Here is an 18,365-nt window from a genome sequence, read left to right as displayed (position 1 = left end):
GGGGCCCTTCGTCGGGGAAGGGCCCCTCCGCGGCGCCTATCGGGTGAGGGCGATCGTGGCTTCGGCGCGGATGGTGTTGACGGTGACGGTGAGGCGCACCGGGGCACCGGGGCGTAGCGCCGTCAGCGTGCCCGTGGTCGGATCGAAGCGGGCGGTGTGCCACGGGCGTACGCCGGCCGCCGAGCCGATGTACACCTCCGGCGACGCGGACCAGTCGGCGCTGACCGGAGCGACCACCGGGACCGTACGCCCACCGGGCTGGGTCAGCGTGGCGGTGACCGACACCGGGGGGCCCACCGCGACGCTGGCCGGGGCGGTCACCGTGAGCCGATCGGCGTGCGCGTGGAACTCCGCGTCCACCCAGACCGGCCCCTCGGCGAGCGGGTCACGGCGCGCACGGTCGGCCTCGGCCGGGGTGACCGGGTCCACGCCGAACTCCGTCCAGCCGGTGAAGCCGCCCTGGTCGGCGGGGGTGGATGGCGCCTTGCCCGAGTTGCCGTTGATCACGTATGGCACCCCGTCCACCCGATCGGCGTGGAAGGTGCCGACGTGCCCGCCCACGAACAGCGCGCCCTTTCCGGTGCGGTGCTGGAAATCGGCCAGCCACTGCTCCAGCAGCGCCGCCTCCTTGCGGTCACCGAGCTGACTGGCCTGCGCCGGGCTGGGGTCGCGAGCCGGGTGGTGGTGCAACACGACGACCGAGCCGACCCGCCGGTCGGTAGCCGCCGTGTCCAGCGCCTGTCGCAGCGCCCGCACCTGATCGAAGCCGCCGCCGCGCAGCGTTCCGGTGGACGAGTTCAGCGTGACGAACCGGGTGCCGTTGTGGTCGAACACTCGCGAGGTGGCGCCGAACGCGGCCTCGAAGTTGCTGATCGGAGCCCCCATGATCTCGTGGTTGCCGGGCACGTAGTACCAGGGCAGGGCGTCGCCCAACTCCTCGTCGAGGAGCCGCTTGGCCAGCGCGAAGTCGGCCGGATAGGCGGTGTCCACGAAGTCACCGTTGATCAGCAGGAAGTCCGGTCTGGCGGCTCTCACCTCGCGCAGCGTCCGCCGGGCCTGGGCGACCAGGTCATTGTCCGGGTCGGCGGCGACGAACTGGGCGTCGGAGAGCACCGCGAACCGCCAGGGTGCGCCGTCGACAGTGCCGTCGCGCACCACCACTCGATCGGTACGCGGCGCCACAGCGGGTACGTCGACAGGCGGTGGCACCTTCGCCACCAGATCGTCGATGATCACCTCGCTGGAGTACTGCGCCGCGGCGTTCGTCTCGGCCACGTAGAACCGGCGCACCCGCACCGGGTACTGCACCCCGGCCGGCACCGCGAACTCCACGTACCGCCAACCGGTCCAGGTGATCAGTGGTCCGCGCAGCACGTGCTGGGTGTCCTGGGCGTCGTGCAGGTGCAGGCTTGGCCACTCCCCGGTGCCGTTGCCGTGGATCCACATGCCGAAGGCCTGCGGTTGGCCGGGTACCTCGATCCAGGCGGGCGGGTCGGCGTACGCGGCCCGGGTGCCGGTGGACTGGCTGAAGTCGTACGACATCCGCAGGCCCGTGCCGGTGTGTCCCGGCGCCGGCTCGACCGACCCGCTGGCGCGGGCCTGGCTGAATCGCCAGGACCCGGCGTCGTCGAAGCCGGCCACCGGCACGTCGGTCAGCCCGACGGTGACCGGCAGGACGGTGCTGGACCGTCCGACCTGGACTGTGACCAGGCCTGAGCCGGTGTCCCGCAGTGCGCTGACCGCCAGGTTGCCGTCTGCGGTCGGGGTGATCCGCAGCAGGTCCCTGTCGTAGTCGACTGTCAGGTCGGCCGGCTCGATCGGCGCGGTGTTGCCGTCGGCGTCGTAACCGACCACGCCGACCAGGGCCTGGCCGTCCCGCCCGGTCAGCCCGACCCGTGACACGGTGGTGCCGATCCGGGTCAGCGGGCCGAGCACGGTCAGACCCAGCGAGCCGCTGGCCCGGCCACGTGCCGCAGTGACCGTGCTGGCCCCCGATGCGCCGGCGTGGAACACCCCGTCACGGTCGACCCGGCCGTGTACCGCCGGGGTCACCCGCCAGGTGGGTGCGCCGGCCGCCGGGCCGTACGTCTCGTCGTAGCCGGCGGCGGTGAGGACGCGGGTCAGACCGGGAAAGACCCGGTCGGGCCGACCACCACGCACCGGTGAGATGCCCGGGGCGGCGGTGGGGTCGCTGGCCGTCTCGACCCAGTAGCCGGTGAGCCGGCCGCTGCCCTTCGGCGCGTAGATGGCCAGACCGTTGGGTACGGCCCGCTCGATGCCGTCCGACGGGCCGTTCTCCACCTGCACGGCCGGTGCGCCCGGCTCCCGGGCCAACAGGGTGGACGAGCCGCCACCGTCGAGGTTGAGCGCATGGTGGGCGCCGAGCTCAGCCATCATCCGACCCATCTCGGTCTGCGTCACGCCACGGCTGTCGACCTGCCGACCGTCCACCGTCAACATGATCATTTTTCGCCCGTCGGCGCTGAAGCCGACCGCGGTGCGCGGAGCCAGCGTCGGGTCGGCGATGCTCTGGACGACGCCGTCGCGGACCAGCACCTCGCCACCTCCGACGGCGGCGTGCAGGCTGCTGCCGTCGGAGGGCTTCGGGCGCCAGGCCACCGCCACCGCGTCACCGGCGCGCAGTCCCGCCAGCGCGTCCGCGCCGGCGTCGCGGCCGAGCAGCACGGTGCTGCCGGCGGCGATCGGGCCGCTGCCGGCCACGCCGCTCACCCCGGCCACCCGGCCGCCGGAGACGGTGACCTCGACCACCCGGGTCGCGCCCTCCACCGCCCGCTGCCGGGAGTACGTCCCCCAGAGTTCGGTGAACGCGCCGATGCCATCGGCCTGCACCATGTTGTTGAACTGGGTCAGTGGCACCGGCCCGGCGGGCAGGGTGGCGGTGCCGTCGAAGTTCACCTCGATCACCCGGCCGAGCCCGCTCGTGGTGACCGCCACCGCGTTGTGGTGACCGCCGACCGCCGACTGGATCAGTTGGCCGTCGCGGATGCCGACGCCCTGGGCGGCACCGGAGTTGTTGATGTCGAAGAAGTCGCCGTTGATCGCGGCGACGGCCCGTGTGGCGTTCGCCGCCTCGCGTAACGGCTCGGCTCGGCTGACCGCCCCGGAGTTGACGTAGTCGACGGTGGACCCACCGGCGAGGTCGGTGGTGAGCGCGTCGGCGCGCAGCCAACCATCGGCGTCGTACCGGTCGAAGGAGGTGAGTTGCACGCCCGGGGCGACCGGTCGGGTGGCCTTCGTGGTCTCCAGTCCGCCGGCCGGCTCCAGACCGTCGGCGGCCGAGGTCGAGGCGGTCGCGGCGGGGTCGACGACCAGCCCGACCGAACTGGACGGCCACGACGACGCGGGGGGCGCGTCCTCGGCGACGGTGGACGGGGCGACGACGGTCGGGGCCGGCGGGGCGGCGGTGGCCGGCAGCGGCGCGGCCAGGGAGAGCAGCGGCGTCAGCAGCAGGACGCCGGGGCGACGGGCGGATCGTCTGCGGGTACGCATGGACGACAGTCAACCCGGTTATGAATAGAAGTTTCAAGACCCTTGGCTCGAAGCGAAGAAAAACTCCACAATGGCCTGCAGGCCGGGGAGCCGCGGGCATGCGGGCCGGGGAGCCGAGGGCCGAGAGCGGCGGAGCCGGGGACATGACGAAGGGGCACGGCCGCAGCGGCCGTGCCCCTTCGTCGTCGATCAGCGCAGGAGGGTCACTCCCCCGGCGTCGACTTCGCGATCTGCATCAGGAACTCGATGTTCGTGCGGGACTGCTTGAGCCGGTCCAGCAGGAGATCCATCGCGGCCTGCGAGTCCAGCGAGTGCAGCACCTTCCGGAGCTTGTGGATGATGGCCAGCTCTTCCGGTGCGAGCAGGACCTCTTCCTTACGGGTACCCGACGGGTTGATGTCGATGGCCGGGAAGGTCCGCTTGTCGGCGATCTTCCGGTCCAGCTTCAACTCGGCGTTGCCGGTGCCCTTGAACTCCTCGAAGATGACCGTGTCCGCCATGGACCCGGTCTCCACCAACGCCGTGGCGATGATGGTCAGCGACCCGCCGTTCTCGATGTTGCGGGCCGCGCCGAGGAAGCGCTTCGGCGGGTAGAGCGCGGTGGAGTCGATACCACCCGACATGATCCGGCCGCTGGCCGGCGCCGCCAGGTTGTACGACCGACCGAGCCGGGTCACCGAGTCGAGCAGCACGACGACGTCGTGGCCAAGCTCGACCAGGCGCTTGGCCCGCTCGATGGCCAGCTCCGCCACCGTGGTGTGGTCCTGCGGCGGACGGTCGAACGTGGCCGCGATGACCTCGCCCTTGATCGACCGCTGCATGTCGGTGACCTCTTCAGGCCGCTCGTCCACCAGCACCACCATCAGATGGCACTCCGGGTTGTTGCGGGTGATCGCGTTCGCGATCGCCTGCAGCACCATCGTCTTACCCGCCTTCGGCGGAGACTGGATGAGTGCCCGCTGACCCTTGCCGATCGGCATGACCAGGTCGATGACCCGGGTGGTCAGGATGTGCGGCTCGGTCTCCAGCCGCAGGCGCTCCTGCGGGTAGAGCGGAGTGAGCTTGTAGAACTCCGGACGACGCCGCGCCTCCTCCGGCTCCATCCCGTTGATCGTGTCCAGCCGCATCAGCGGGTTGTACTTGTCGCGCCGCTGGTCACCGCTGTTGCCACCCTCGCGGGCCGCCCGCACCGCACCGGTGATCGCGTCACCACGGCGCAGGCCGTACTTCTTGATCTGGGACATCGAGACGTACACGTCGTTCGGGCCGGCCAGGTAACCGGTCGTCCGCACGAAGGCGTAGTTGTCGAGCACGTCGATGATGCCGGCCACCGGGACGAGCACGTCGTCGTCGCTGACCTGCGGCTCACGCCCGCCGGTGTCGGAACCGGTCTCGGCGCGATCGCCGCGCCCACGGCGACGGTCCCGGAAACGGCTGCGCCGGCCGCGCCGGCCGCCACCCTCGCCGTCGTCGTCGTCGCTGTCCCGCTCGGCCCGCTGACCACGGTCGTTGCGGTCGTTGCGGTCACCACGGTCGGGTCGGTCGTTGCGCTCGGCCCGCTCACCCCGGTCGGCACGCTCGCCACGATCGTTGCGCTCGCCCCGGTCGTTGCGCTCGGCCCGCTCGCTCCGGTCGTTGCGCTCGCCCCGCTCGGCACGCTCACCGCGCTCGGCACGCTCACCGCGCTCGGCACGCTCGCCCCGGTCGGCACGCTCGCCCCGGTCGGCACGCTCGCCCCGCTCGGCACGCTCGCCCCGCTCGGCACGCTCCGGACGCTCGGCCCGGTCGCGGCGGTTCTCGCCACGGTCGGCCCGCTCGCCGGCTCCCGCCTCATCGGTACGGGTCTCAGTCGCCCGCGTCTCGGTCGCCTGCGCCTCAGCGGGGCGTGCCTCGGTGGCCCGGGCCTCCGCCGTCGCGGTCCGGCTGCGCCGGGTGCGGCTACGGCCCTCGGTCTCGGCGGCCGGCTCGGCCGGCGCCTCTTCGGCACCGCGTCGCCCTTCGGCCGCCGGCCGGTCGGCGGTCTCCCGCACCTCGGCACGCACCCCCTCACGGGTCGGGGCGGCCGCAGCCGCGACCTCGGCTCGTGGTCGAGGGGTCCCGGCGGCGTTGCCGCCCTGCCGCTCGGAAATCGCGGCGATCAGCTCGCCCTTGCGCATGCGAGCCGTGCCGGAGATGCCGAGCGACGCAGCCAGGCTCTGCAGCTCTGGCAGCAGCATCGCCGACAGACCGGTGCCGCTACGCCGACGACGGGCGGGAGCGGCGGTGGTGGCATCGCCAGCGACGTTGGAAACATCCGACGTCACGTCGGTGGTGTCGCTCAATGGATTCCTTCCCTCGATAAGGCCGGGACTGCCCGGAGTCGAAACTCAGGTGGCCGGGCGGCCTCGGTGCACCCGCCTCGCAAGGACGCGTCGCGGGAGTCTGTGACACAGCAGCCGGTCGGTATCCCGACTCACCAACGTCGGTGAGCAGGTCTCGCCGTCTGCGGCGACCTGTGGAAACTGCGGTGCGGCGTGGGCCTTGGCAGGGGTAGACGGGCTGACCGCCGAGAGCTTCGGGGTGCGCCGCCCCGCAGGAGATCGCGTGCTTCGCGGCTGTGCTAGGTCTAGAGCGTAATCAACTCTTCCGACCTGCGGCAACAGGGTCCCGCTCGGCGTGTCCAAGTCTACCCCGCGCGACCCGCGCGCCGCTGACGTCTATCGGTAACTGCCAGATCTCCCAGTCTGTTCCCACTGGGAAGTCCGTTGGAGGCTCGCTGAGCGCCAGGACAGTCGGCCCCGCCCCACTGACCACAGCTGCCACACCTGCCGCTCGCAACGCGTTGACCAGGGAAGACGTGGCTTGCATCCCGGCTGCGCGATAATCCTGATGGAGCCGGTCGACGGTGGCCGGCAGCAGCAGACCCGGGTCCGTGGTGAGCGCGTGCACCAGCAGGGCCGCCCGCCCCGCGGTCAACGCGGCGTCGCCGTGCGGCACGGTGGCCGGCAGAGCCGCCCGCGCGGTTGCGGTCAATCCGCGTTCCGCCGGGACGAAAACAGTGGGCCGCACCGCGTCGGCGACCGGCAGGGAGACCGCCCGGGCGCCGCCCGGCTCGGACCAGGCCACTGTGAATCCGCCGAGCAGGCACGGTGCCACGTTGTCGGGGTGACCCTCGATCTCGGCGGCCAGCCGGAGTGCGCCGGCGTCGTCGAGGCGGTGCTCCCCGTCGACGACGAGGGCACGGGCCAACAGCACCCCGGCGACGATCGCGGCGGACGAGGAGCCCAGCCCACGCGCCTGCGGGATCCGGTTGACGCACTCCACGCTCAGCCCGTCGGGGTGGGCCCCCAGCACGTCGAACGCGGCGCGCATGGCCCGCACCACCAGGTGTCGGTCGTCGTCGGGCAGCTCACCGGCGCCCTGCCCGGTCACTGTCACCCGAACACCGCCCGATGCGACCTCGGCGGCCACGTCGTCGTAGAGCCCGAGGGCGAGGCCCAGCGCGTCGAAGCCCGGGCCCAGGTTGGCGCTGGTCGCGGGAGTCCGGACCCGGACCGGCCCGGCGGTTAGGTTCGTCGGCACGCGCTCATGCTAGGGCCAGGGACCCGCCGAACCGGCTCCGCGCCCGCTGCCTGGGACCGCCAACGTCAGCCGGCCAGGTCAGGGACCGGCTCGGCGGCCGGATCGGTGAGCGAGAGCCGGCGGGTGGCGATCCGCCAACCGATCGCGTACACGAGGGTGATCAGACCGCAGCCGGCGAGCACCACCCGTTCGTCGACCACGTCCACCACCAGGGCCACCGCCAGTTGGCTCACCGAGATCGCCAACGTCGCCAGCATCATGTCGGTGGCGAAGACGCGGCCCCGCAACCGGTCCGGGACCTCGCCCTGCAGGGCGAAGTTCGACATCACCCAGTTGCTGCCACCCGCGAAGTGCGCCACGAAGACCAGCAGCAGCACCAGCGGAAACCAGCGCACCACCGAGGTGCCCAGGTAGGACAGGCCGTAGAGCGACATGGACAACGCCAGCCCGGGCAGCAGCCAGGCCCGGTTGGTCAGCACCCGGCGCATCAGGATCGGTCCCACCAACGCTCCCGCGCCGCGTACCGCGAAGAGCAGGCCGGCACCGAGCGGGCCGACGCCGTACATGCCGGCCAACAGCGGAAACACGGTCAGCACGCCGTTGCCCAGGCCCACCGCCGACTTCACAGTGACCAACGCGAGCACCCGGGGGCGGTGACCGATGTAGCCGAGCGCCTCGCGGACGGCGGACCAGGTCCGCTGGGCCGGCTGGTCGACGTCCCGGGGCGCCTGCAACGGCCGGCGGATCCGGGTGGCGAGGGCCGCGGCGACCGCCAGGCCCGCCGCCGCCACCCAGAAGCAGACGTACGGGCCGGCAGCGGTGCTCAGCACGCCACCGAGCGAGGCACCGACCACGGTCATGGTGCCCCAGGCCGAGCCGGCGACGGCGTTGCCGGCGGCGAGTTCGTGCGGCTCCAGCACGTTGGGCAGCGCGGCCTGGGCGGCCGGCGAGTAGAACGCCTTGGCGACCGCCACCGCGCCGATCGCGACAAGCGCCAGCCACGCCGTTGCGGCGTTCCGCACGCCGAGCAGCAGCAGCACGCCCGCCAGCGCGGCCACGTTCGCGGCGATCATGATCTTCCGGCGGTCGAAGCGGTCGGCGATCGTGCCGGTGTACGGCAGCAGCAGTGCCACGATGCCGGTGTCCACCGCCAACACCAGCGCGCCCCAGACACCGCTGCCGGTCAGGTGCGGCAGCAGCACCAACAGCGGCACCATGACGAACCAGTCGGCACCGAAGACCACCAACTCGGCCAGGAAGAGATTGCGGAAGCTCCGATTGCCGGTCAGAACCGAGAGGGTGGACGCCACGGAGCGCGACCCTACCCGGTCGGTGTCGGAGTCACACCCACTCCCAGCAGCGATGAGACCGTGACGAAGGTGTAGCCGCGCGACCGCAGCCCGTTGATCATGTCGGTCAGACCACGCAGCGCGACCAACCGTTGGCGCGTTCCCACATCATGGCCGAGCACGATCGTTCCCGGTCGGACCTCGGCCACCATCCGCTGGGCATGGCCGGCCGGATCGTCGGGGAACCTACCCTCCACCATCTGCAACGACCAGAGCACCAGCCGATAGTTCAGTCGGGCCGCCGCGTGCAGCACCGCACCGCCCAGGTGGCCGTACGGCGGACGAAACAGCACCGGCGGCACCCCGGTCAGCTCGGCGATCGCGTCGTGGGTGCGGCGCAGGTCGTCGTAGACATCGGCGGCGTCCAGTTCGGCCAGGTCCCGGTGTGCCCAGCTGTGGCTGCCCACCTCGTGCCCGGCGAGCCGGTCGCGGACGACGTCGGCGTGCCGGCGGACCTGCGACCCGACCATGAAGAAGGTGGCCGGCACCTGGTGCTGGGCCAGGGTGTCGAGCACCATCGGAGTCCACTGTGGTGCGGGGCCGTCGTCGAAGGTGAGGGCCACCAGGCGCTGGTCGGTCCGCCCCGACCAGACGACCTCCAGCGCGCCGGAGCCGACGTCCTGCTGGCCGCTGCCGAGGGTGGCACTGGCGGCGCCACCGGCGATCGGTAGCCGACGACGACGGGTGATCCACCACGCCTGGGACGCCCCCGCGCCGACGGCCGCACCACCTCCCACCAGCAGGCCACGGCGCAGCAGGTCGCGTCGCAGCCACCCGCGCGCCCCTTCGGTCGTCCGCCCGTCCGGCTCCACTCACACCCCCATCCATCTACGAGGAGTATGCAGGAAGTTACTCAATGTGCAGTGCGGGTCGGATCGGAGTGTTCTCAGCCAAATGCACGGGAACGCCCCCGGCAGAAATCACCGGGGGCGTTCCGAACCGCGCTTCGACCTACTCGGTGGGCTCCGCCGGAGGCAGCGGTGACGTACGGCTACGGGGCAGCCGCAACACCTCGAACTGGTCCGTGCCCTCCACCAGCGCGGCCGACGGCGCCGGTCGCCCGGCGGGCTGCGCGCCATCGGCCGAAGCCGGGACGGGCGCGCCGCTCGGCACCGCTACCTGGTTCGGGGCGGGCACCTCGCCCGTCTCCACGGCCGCCGACCCTCCGGAACGCCGCCGGGCACGCCGAACGCGCAGCGACTCCTTGGTGTGCTCCACCATCGTGTACAGCGTCGGCACCAGGATCAGCGTGAGCAACGTCGAGCTGAGCAGACCACCGATCACCACGACCGCCAGCGGCTGAGAGATGAAGCCGCCCTCACCGGTCAACCCGAGCGCCATCGGCAGCAGCGCGAAGATGGTCGCCACCGCCGTCATCAGGATCGGGCGCAGTCGGCGACGGCCACCTTCGACCACCGCCTCCCGGACCCCCATGCCCTGCGCCCGGTACTGGTTGATCAGGTCGAGCAACACGATCGCGTTGGTCACCACGATGCCGACCAGCATCAGCACACCGATCAGCGCCGGCACACCGAGCGGCGTCCCGGTGACCAACAGCAGGCCGATCGCACCGGTCGCCGCGAACGGGATGGAGATCAGCAGGATCAGCGACTGGGTGAGGCTACGGAACGTGGCCACCATGATCAGGAAGACGATCGCGATCGCGGCCAGCACCGCCAGGCCCAGGTCCGCGAAGGCATCCGCCTGATCCGCGCTGACACCACCGATGGTGAAGCTCGCGCCCGGCACGTTGATGCCGTCCAGCCGCTTCTGCAGCTCCTTGCTGGTGGCGCCCAGGTTCGAGCCGGTCGCCGCGCCGGTCACCGACACGCTGCGCTCACCGTCGATCCGACTGACCTGCTGCGGCCCCTCGCCCTGGGTGACCTTCGCGATGTCGCCCAACTTGACCGGACCCACGGGCAGCGCCCGCAGCTCGTCCACGGTCATCGGCGGCTGCGTGCCCAGCCGCAGCACCACGTTCTGCTGCTGACCGTCGAGCGTGACCTGACCGAGCGGCGCTCCCCGGAACGCCTGCGACACCAACTGCCCCACGGCGGCCTCGGTGAGCCCGACCCGCCCGGCGGCGACCCGGTCGACAGTCACGTCGACCCGTGGCACCTGCGCGGCCAGGCTGGTGGTGACATCCTCGACGTCCGGAACACCGGCCATCGCGGCCCGCGCCTCCTCGGCGGCCCGGGTCAGCACCTCCGGGTCGCTGGCCTGGACGATCACCTCCAGCTGGCTGGTCGACGCCTCCTGGCCTCCACCGAAGCTGATCTCGCCCAGTCCGCTGCCGAGCTTGTCGAACTCCTTGCGCAGCACCTCACGCATCTGCTTGGCGTCGGTGTCACCGTCGAGCGCCAGCGACCAGCTGGCGACGTTGTTGCCGCCGCCGCCCGCCCACGGGTTGTCCCCACCGCCCGCGGTCACCTGGTACGTCTTTACGCCCTCGGTGCGGGACAGCACCGACTCGATCTGCTTCGCCGCCGCGTCGGTGGCCGCCAGGCCACTGCCGGCCGGCAGCTCCTGGCTCATGTTGAGGGTGTCCTGGCCGGAGTCGTCCAGGAAGTTGGTCTCCAACTTCTGCGCCAGACCGAACGTGCCGAAGAGCACCAGCAGCCCGAGCCCCACGGTGACCCAGCGGGTCGACCGCTTGCCGGTGGCGAAGCCGATCACCGGCAGGTACGCCCGCTGCAACGGGCTGCGCAGCTCCTTCTCCTCCGCGGCGCGGCGCACCGCCTCGTCGTCCGCGGTGCCGCTGGGCGGCTTGAGGAACCAGTACGCGAGGACCGGGATCACGGTCAACGACACCAGCAGGGAGGCGAGCAGGGCCACCGTCACGGTGATCGCGAACGGCGCGAAGAGCTGGCCCACGAACCCGCCGACCAACGCGATCGGCGCGAACACCGCCACCGTGGTGAGGGTGGACGCGGTCACCGCACCGGCCACCTCCCGGACGCCGGTGATGATGGCGTGCCGCTTCTCCTCGCCGTACTCCAGGTGTCGTTTGATGTTCTCCAACACCACGATCGAGTCGTCCACCACCCGACCGACCGCGATGGTCAACGCGCCGAGGGTGAGCAGGTTGAGCGAGTAGTCACCGATCCACAGGGCGATCAGCGCCACCAGCACGGAGAGCGGGATGGAGACCGCGGTGACCACCGTCGAGCGCACCGACAGCAGGAAGACCAGGATGACGATGACCGCCATCAGCAGGCCCAGCAGGCCCTCGGTGGTCAGCGACTCGATCGACTTCTCGACGAACGGCGCCTGGTCGAAGACCACTGTCAGCTCCGCGCCGGAGGCGTCCTTCAGGTCGTCGAGCCGGTCACGGATGTCGTGCGAGATCTGCACGGCGTTGCCGTCCGGCGTCGCGGTGACCGCGATGCCGAGGCTGTCCTTGCCGTTGGTCCGGGTGATCGCCGTGGCCGGCGCGAGCTGCTGCTCGACCGTCGCCAGGTCACCGAGGCGGACAGGTGCCGCGGCCGGGGCGACCACGATGCCGCGCAGCTCGTCCAGGGTGGCGATCGGCGTGCCGACCTGCACCGGCAGGGCCAGCGCGCCGTCGGTCACCGCACCGGCCGGAACCGCCACGCCGTTGGTCTTCAGCGCCGCGCCGATCGCCGTCGGCTGGATCTTCGCGGCGGCCAGCTTCGCCGGATCCGGGGTGACCACAACGACGCTGTCGCGGGTGCCGGTCACCTCGACCGTGCGGACCCCCTCGATGCCCTCCAGCTCCGGCACCACCGTGGCACGCAGCTTCTCGGCGAGCGCCCGCTCGTCCGCCGCGCCGGCCGCGGCCAGCACCACCGCCGGAAGGTCGTCGGTGCTACCCGCGATGACCTGCGGATCGACGTTCTCCGGCAGCTGAGCGTCGATTCGGCTCAACGCGGTCTGCATCTTGTTGACCACGTCGTCCAGGTCGGTGCCGAACTCGTACAGCACCTGAACGGTGGCCGCCCCCTCGCGGGACGTGGAGGTGATCTTGTCCAGCCCGGGGATGCCCTGCAGGGCGTTCTCGATCGGCTCGGTCACCTGCGACTCGACGATCTCGGGGCCGGCGCCGGGGTAGGGGGCCACGATGAACGCGGCCGGGAATTCGAGCGACGGCAGCAGTTGCTGCTTCAGCGACGGCACGGCGAACGCTCCGAACACCGTGGTCACCACCGCGATGAGGGCTATCAGCCCTCGGTTGGCGAGGCTGAATCTGGCGAGCAGCGACATCGGCCTGGCTCACTCCTGAACGAGAAGGCGGGCGGGGATACCCGAAAGTGTGCCGGACTCGCCTACTCCGACCCCCGCCGCCCCCGGGCCGTCCCGCGGGCCGCCTGCCCACCGCCGAGCACCACCTGACGGTGGTGCGCTCAGACCAGGTCGAGGGCGCGGGCCGCAGCCAGCGGATCGTTCGCGATGGTCACCGGTGCCGGCGCGGTGGAAATCGCCCATTCCGGGTCCTTCAACCCATGGCCGGTCACCGTGCAGACCACCGTGGAACCGGACGGGACCGCGCCCGCTGCGGCCTGCTGCAGCAGGCCGGCCACGCTGGCCGCGCTGCCCAGCTCGACGAAGACCCCCACCTCGCGGGCGAGCAGACGGTACGCGGAGAGGATCTCCCGGTCGGTCACCGACACGATCAGGCCACCGGAGGCATCCCGGGCATCCAACGCCTTCGTCCAGCTCGCCGGGTTGCCGATCCGGATCGCGGTGGCGATCGTCGACGGCTCCGGCACCACCTGGCCGGTCACGATCGGGGCCGCCCCGGCGGCCTGGAAGCCATACATCTTCGGCGTCCTGGTGGTGGTGCCGGCGGTCATCTCCTCCGAATAGCCCATCCAGTACGCGGAGATGTTGCCGGCGTTGCCGACCGGCAGGCAGTGGATGTCCGGCGCGTCACCGAGCGCCTCGACGATCTCGAAGGCAGCGGTCTTCTGGCCGTGCAGCCGGTCGATGTTGACCGAGTTGACCAACGCGACCGGGTAGTCCTGGGCGAGTTTGGCGGCCGTCGCGAGGCAGTCGTCGAAGTTGCCGCTCACCTGGAGCAGCTTCGCGCCGTGCACCAGCGCCTGGGCCAACTTGCCCAACGCGATCTTGCCCTGCGGCACCAACACGGCGCAGGTCAACCCGGCCCGAGCCGCGTACGCCGCGGCGGAGGCGCTGGTGTTGCCGGTGGAGGCGCAGATGATGGCCTTGTTGCCGGCCTCGACCGCCTTGGACACCGCGAGGGTCATCCCCCGGTCCTTGAAGGAGCCGGTCGGGTTGGCACCCTCCACCTTGAGGTACACGTCGCAACCGAGCCGGGCGGACAGCACCGGCGCCGGCAACAGCGGGGTGTTCCCCTCGTGCAGCGTGACGACCGGCGTGGCCGCGGTGACCGGCAGCCGATCCCGGTACGCCTCGATCAGACCCCGCCACATGTCGTTCTCCTCGCCTCTACCGCCGCGCCCAGCCGAACATCAGGGCCACCTTGGACCAGCCTGCCGGAGCGGTCAATGGCACACCCCGGCATACCCACCTGGCGGGACGCGCGAGCCGTCCCGTCGATGATGCAACGACTCAGGCGTCGCCTTCGACCCGCAGCACACTGGTCACCGAACGGACGGTGTCCAGACCGCGCAGCTCGCCGACGGTCGCGGCGAGCGCGGCGTCCGGTGCCACATGCGTCACGATGACCAGCTCGGCGTCGCCGTCGCGGCCCGCCGGCCCGCCCGCCGACCCCTGCCGCACGGTCGCGATGGACACGTCGTGCCGGGCGAACACGCCCGCCACCGAGGCCAGCACGCCCGGTCGGTCGGCCACGTCGAGGCTCACGTGGTAGCGGGTCAACGCCTCACCCATCGGCCGGACCGCCAGGGCCGCGTACGCGCTCTCGCTGGCCGCGCGCACCCCGGCGAGCCGGTTGCGGGACACCGCGACCACGTCACCGAGCACCGCGCTGGCGGTGGGCGCCCCACCGGCGCCCCGACCGTAGAACATCAGCTGCCCAGCCGCGTCCGCCTCCACGAAGACCGCGTTGAACGCGTCCCCGACACTGGCCAGCGGGTGACTGCGGGGGATCATCGCCGGGTGCACCCGGACGCTGACCGTCTCCCGGCCGCTCGCGTCGACGCCCCGGGCCGCGATGCAGAGCAGTTTGATCGTGCAGCCCATCGCCTGGGCGCTGGCCATGTCCGCGGCGGTCACCTCGGTGATGCCCTCACGGTGCACGTCGGCGGCGCCGACCCGGGTGTGGAACGCCAACGAGGCGAGGATCGCCGCCTTCGCCGCCGCGTCGAAGCCCTCCACGTCGGCGGTCGGGTCGGCCTCCGCGTACCCCAGGGCGGTGGCCTCTTCCAGTGCCTCGGCGAAGCCGGCGCCGGTCGCGTCCATCGCGGAGAGGATGAAGTTGGTGGTGCCGTTGACGATGCCGGTGACCCGGTTGATCCGATCGCCGTGCAGCGACTCACGCAGCGGACGCAGCAGCGGGATGGCCCCGGCCACGGACGCCTCGTAGTAGAGGTCGCCGCCGCCCTCGGCCGCCGCCTCGTGCAGGGCCACGCCGTCCTCGGCGAGCAGCGCCTTGTTGGCGGTGACCACGCTCTTGCCGGCGCGCAGCGCCTCGACCAGCCAGCTTCGTGCCGGCTCGATGCCACCGACCACCTCGATCACCACGTCGACGTCGTCGCGCTTGATCAGGCCGAGCGCGTCGGTGGTGAACAGGTCCTCGGCGACCGGCAGGTCACCCCGGTCGCGGCCGAGCCGGCGGACGGCGATGCCGGCGATCTCCAGCGGAGCGCCGATCCGCGCGGCCAGGTCGGCCGACTGCTCGTGCAGCAGCCGGACCACCTCCTGGCCGACAGTGCCGCAGCCGAGCAGCGCCAAGCGCACAGGTGACGTCATCCCACATCCAAAGCGAGCAGGTCCTCTTCGGTTTCCCGCCGGACGATCAGACGCGCCTGGCCGTCGCGCACGGCGACGACCGGTGGCCGGGGCACATGGTTGTAGTTGCTGGCCATGCTTCGGCAGTACGCACCGGTGCCGGGCACTGCGACAAGATCTCCGGGCTGCACGTCGGCGGGCAGGAATTCATCCTTCACCACGATGTCCCCGGACTCACAGTGCTTTCCCACCACGCGGGCGAGCAACGGCTGCGCGGTCGAGGCGCGCGAGGCCAGCGTCGCGGAGTAGGACGCGTCGTACAGGGCGGTGCGGATGTTGTCGCTCATCCCGCCGTCGACGCTGACGTACGTCCGGAGGCCGTCGAGGTCCTTGACCGTGCCGACCTCGTAGAGGGTGAACACGGCCGGCCCGACGATGGCCCGGCCCGGCTCGATGGACAGGTGCGGCACGGCCAGGTTCTCCGCCGCGCACTCCGAATCGACGATCTTGCGAAGGCGCTTGGCCAGATCCTGCGGGGTCGCCGGGTCGTCCTGGGTGGTGTACGCGATGCCGAAGCCGCCGCCCAGGTCCAGCTCGGGCAGCTCCACCCCGCGCGCGTCGCGGATCTGCGCCTGGAGGGCGAGCACCCGCCGGGCCGAGACCTCGAAGCCGCTGGCGTCGAAGATCTGCGAGCCGATGTGCGAGTGCAGCCCGCGCAGCTCCAGCACGCCCTCGTCGAGGATCTTGAACGCGGCGTTCGCGGCGGCGCCGCCGGCCAGCGAGAAGCCGAACTTCTGGTCCTCGTGAGCGGTGGCGATGAACTCGTGGGTGTGCGCCTCGACCCCCACCGTGACCCGGACCAGCACCCGGGGCCGGACCCCGCGCTCGCGGGCCAGCGCGGTGAGCCGGTCGATCTCGGTGAACGAGTCGACGATGATCCGACCCACCCCGGCGTCCAACGCCCGACCCAGCTCGGCGACCGACTTGTTGTTGCCGTGGAAGCCGATCCGCTCCGGCGGCATCCCGGCCGAGAGCGCGGTGGCCAGCTCGCCGCCGGTGCAGACGTCCAGGTGCAGCCCCTCCTCGGCGATCATCCGGACGACCGCCCGGCAGAGGAACGCCTTGCCGGCGTAGAAGACGTCCTCGGTCGGGAAGGCCGCCCGGAAGTCGCGGCAGCGCGAGCGCAGGTCGGCTTCGTCGAGGACGTACACCGGGGTGCCGAACTCGGCCGCGATGTCGCGGACGCTCAGGCCCGCGACGGCGACCGCGCCGTCGGCCCCGCGCGTCACCGACCGCGGCCACAGCGCCGGCACGAGGGCGTTGACGTCGGCCGGGGTACGCAGCCAGGCCGGCCCCTGGTTGCTGATGTCCGCGTGCAGCGCACCAGCCTCATGAGCCCTCATGTCACATCCTCTCGGGCGCGGAGACGCCGAGCAGGTACAGGCCGTTGGCGACAACCGTGCGGGTGGCGTTGTTGAGCCACAGCCGGGCGCGGTGCAGGTCGGTGACCTCCTCGTCGCCCAGGGGCAGCACCCGGCAGTTGTCGTAGAACCGGTGGTAGGAGGCGGCGACGCTCTCCTCCAGGTAACGAGCGACCCGGTGAGGCTCCCGCAGCTCGGCGGCCGTGGCCACCACCGCGGGGAACTGGGCGAGCGCCTTGAGCAGCTCGTTCTCCTTCTCGTGATCGAGCAGCTCGGGGCGGAACGCGTCGGCGTCGCCCGGAACCAGGCCCACCTCGGCGGCGTTGCGTGCCACGCCCGCCGTCCGGGCGGCGACGTACTGCACGTAGTAGACCGGGTTGTCGCGGGTCGCGCGGGTCCACAGCTCGATGTCGATGTCGATCGGGGAGTCGCTGGAGTAGCGGGCCAACGCGTACCGGGAGGCGTCCACACCGATCGCCTCGACCAGGTCCTCCAGGGTGATCACCGTGCCGGCCCGCTTGCTCATCCGCATCGGGGCGCCGTCGCGCAGCAGGTTCACCAGCTGCCCGATGAGGATCTCCAGGTTGCGGTCCGGGTCGTCGCCGAAGCAGGCGGCCATCGCCTTCATCCGGCCGATGTAACCATGGTGGTCGGCGCCCAGCATGATCACGACCCGCTCGAAGCCGCGCTCGCGCTTGTCCAGGTAGTAGGCGCAGTCCGCGGCGAAGTACGTCCACTCGCCGTTGGACTTGCGCAGCACCCGGTCCTTGTCGTCGCCGAAGTCGGTGGTGCGCAGCCAGGTGGCGCCCTCGGACTCGTAGAGGTGCCCCTGCTCACGCAGCCGGTTCAGGGCCAGGTCCAGCTCGCCCCGGTCGTGCAGGTCCTTCTCGTTGAAGTAGGTGTCGAACTCCACCCCGAAGTCGCGCAGCGAGGAGCGGATCTCGTCGAACATCAACGCGACGCCCTCGACCCGGAAGACCTCCTGGGCGGCGTCGTCGTCGAGCGAGCGCACCTCCGGCCGGCGGGCCTGCACCTCGGTGGCGATCTCGGCGATGTACGCCCCGCCGTAACCGTCCTCCGGCGCCGGCTCGCCCTTCGCGGCGGCGAGCAGCGACCGGGCGAACCGGTCGATCTGCGAACCCGCGTCGTTGAAGTAGTACTCCGTGCCGACGTCGGCGCCGGTGGCCCGCAGCAGCCGGCTCAGCGCGTCACCCACGGCCGCCCAGCGGACCCCGCCGATGTGCACCGGCCCGGTCGGGTTGGCCGAGACGAACTCCAGGTTGATCTTCTCGCCGGCGAGCCGGTCACTGCGGCCGTACTCCGTGCCGGCCTCGACGATCACCCGCGCGAGCTGACCGGCGGCGGCCGCGTCGAGCCGGATGTTCAGGAAGCCCGGCCCGGCGATTTCCACCGATTTGACCCCAGCTGCCCGGCCCAGCTCGTCGGCCAGGGCCGTAGCCAGCTCCCGGGGCGGGACGCCCACCTTCTTGCTCAACTGCAGCGCGAGCGTCGAGGCGTAGTCGCCGTGCTCGGGGTTGCGCGGTCGCTCCACCACCGTGCTCGCCGGCAGCGCGGCGCGGTCGAGCCCACGCTGCTCGAAGACGGCGTGGGCGGCGGCAAGGACGACCGAGGCTAGTTCTGCAGGAGTCACCCAACCATGTTATCGGGG

At 71.7% G+C, this 18,365-nt stretch carries 10 protein-coding genes; all 10 read right to left on the bottom strand.

The window, feature by feature from the left end; genetic code table 11:
- Positions 1–36 precede the first annotated feature (36 nt).
- The 10 genes from V6U86_RS11445 to argS all read right to left on the bottom strand — a co-directional run bounded on the left by V6U86_RS11445 (position 37) and on the right by argS (position 18,347).
- Positions 37–3,510, bottom strand: coding sequence for a phosphodiester glycosidase family protein (locus tag V6U86_RS11445; protein WP_334501792.1), 3,474 nt, complete (start codon positions 3,508–3,510; stop codon positions 37–39).
- 203 nt (positions 3,511–3,713) lie between these two features.
- Positions 3,714–5,831 (bottom strand): transcription termination factor Rho, encoded by a 2,118-nt coding sequence (gene rho / locus V6U86_RS11440; protein WP_334501790.1) that lies wholly within the window; start codon positions 5,829–5,831, stop codon positions 3,714–3,716.
- Positions 5,832–6,126: 295 nt separating this feature from the next.
- A complete protein-coding gene (gene thrB / locus V6U86_RS11435; protein WP_334501788.1) occupies positions 6,127–7,071 on the bottom strand; it encodes a homoserine kinase in 945 nt (314 codons plus the stop codon).
- Between the two features lie 65 nt (positions 7,072–7,136).
- A complete protein-coding gene (locus V6U86_RS11430) occupies positions 7,137–8,381 on the bottom strand; it encodes an MFS transporter (RefSeq protein WP_334501786.1) in 1,245 nt (414 codons plus the stop codon).
- 11 nt (positions 8,382–8,392) lie between these two features.
- Positions 8,393–9,232 carry a polysaccharide deacetylase family protein gene (locus V6U86_RS11425; RefSeq protein ID WP_334501784.1) on the bottom strand — a complete coding sequence of 280 codons (840 nt, stop codon included), beginning with the start codon at positions 9,230–9,232 and terminating at the stop codon, positions 8,393–8,395.
- Between the two features lie 139 nt (positions 9,233–9,371).
- Positions 9,372–12,644, bottom strand: a complete 3,273-nt coding sequence (locus V6U86_RS11420) for an efflux RND transporter permease subunit (protein WP_334501781.1) — start codon at positions 12,642–12,644, stop codon at positions 9,372–9,374.
- Between the two features lie 140 nt (positions 12,645–12,784).
- Positions 12,785–13,834 carry a threonine synthase gene (gene thrC / locus V6U86_RS11415; protein WP_334501779.1) on the bottom strand — a complete coding sequence of 350 codons (1,050 nt, stop codon included), beginning with the start codon at positions 13,832–13,834 and terminating at the stop codon, positions 12,785–12,787.
- Between the two features lie 139 nt (positions 13,835–13,973).
- Positions 13,974–15,284, bottom strand: a complete 1,311-nt coding sequence (locus V6U86_RS11410) for a homoserine dehydrogenase (RefSeq protein ID WP_334502256.1) — start codon at positions 15,282–15,284, stop codon at positions 13,974–13,976.
- 8 nt (positions 15,285–15,292) lie between these two features.
- On the bottom strand, positions 15,293–16,678 hold the full coding sequence (gene lysA / locus V6U86_RS11405) for a diaminopimelate decarboxylase (RefSeq protein ID WP_112583605.1): 1,386 nt from the start codon (positions 16,676–16,678) through the stop codon (positions 15,293–15,295).
- A 1-nt stretch (position 16,679) separates the two neighbouring features.
- Positions 16,680–18,347, bottom strand: coding sequence for an arginine--tRNA ligase (gene argS / locus V6U86_RS11400; protein ID WP_334501772.1), 1,668 nt, complete (start codon positions 18,345–18,347; stop codon positions 16,680–16,682).
- Positions 18,348–18,365: the final 18 nt, after the last annotated feature.

Source organism: Micromonospora sp. CPCC 205558 (genome assembly GCF_036902955.1).
Classification (GTDB): domain Bacteria; phylum Actinomycetota; class Actinomycetes; order Mycobacteriales; family Micromonosporaceae; genus Micromonospora.
The sequence above is the reverse complement of the archived record's forward strand: the minus strand, read 5'-3'. Positions and strand labels throughout refer to the sequence as shown.